Here is a 1,074-nt window from a genome sequence, read left to right on the forward strand (position 1 = left end):
CTAATACCCGCAATGGCTATTCCGCTAAAACGCTACTGACTGAAGAAGGCGAACTGGCGCTGCAAATTCCCCGCGATCGTGAAAGTACCTTTGAACCCCAAATCATCAGGAAAAATCAAACGCGGATTACGGGCAGGGACAGCCAGATACTGGCCCTGTACGCCAGAGGAATGACCACTCGCGATATCGCCAGCGCGTTCAAAGAACTCTATGATGCTGAAGTTTCACCGTCACTGATTGCCAAAGTGACCGATGCGGTCAAAGAGCAGGTCATTGAGTGGCAAAGTCGCCCCTTGGACAGCTTGTATCCGATTGTTTATCTGGACTGCCTGGTGGTTAAAGTGCGTCAGGATAACCGAGTTATCAATAAATCGGTCTTCATCGCGTTAAGCATTAATACCGAAGGTCACAAGGAATTGCTGGGCTTATGGCTGGCCGAGAATGAAGGAGCGAAGTTCTGGCTTGGCGTACTGACAGACCTCCATAACCGGGGACTGAAAGATATTTTTATCGCGTGTGTGGACGGATTAAAAGGGTTTCCAGAGGCGATTAACACTGTTTACCCGCAGACACGGGTGCAGATGTGTATTGTCCACATGATACGTAATAACCTGCGCTATGTATCCTGGAAAGATGCCAAAGCGGTTGTTAAAGATCTCAAGCAGATTTATCAGGCCCCGACAGAAGAAATGGCTTTGCAGGCTTTGGACGCTTTTGCTGAACAATGGGATGAGCGTTATCCTCAAATCAGCCGGAGCTGGCGAGAAAACTGGGGCAATCTGTCCACGTTCTTTGCCTATCCCGCTGAAATTCGGAAAGTGATTTACACGACAAATGCGATAGAATCGCTCAACAGCGTCATTCGGCATGCGATCAAGAAACGCAAAATATTCCCGTCGGATGATTCGGTGAAAAAGGTGATCTGGTTAGCGATTCAAGCGGCGTCTAAAAAATGGACTATGCCTATCCAAGATTGGCGTCTTGCGATGAGTCGTTTTATGATTGAATTTGGTGACCGTTTAGACGGTCACGTTTAATTGGAAATGGCGATTACACAAAATCTTAAACAAGGTC

General features: G+C 47.5%; 1 protein-coding gene. It reads left to right on the top strand.

From position 1 onward, the window contains the following. On the top strand, positions 1-1,037 hold a 1,037-nt coding region (locus tag AACS92_RS21795; protein WP_099112029.1), incomplete at its 5' end, for an IS256 family transposase. Positions 1,038-1,074: the final 37 nt, after the last annotated feature.

Source organism: Xenorhabdus sp. KJ12.1 (assembly GCF_963876495.1).
GTDB classification, from domain to species: Bacteria; Pseudomonadota; Gammaproteobacteria; order Enterobacterales; family Enterobacteriaceae; genus Xenorhabdus; species Xenorhabdus stockiae.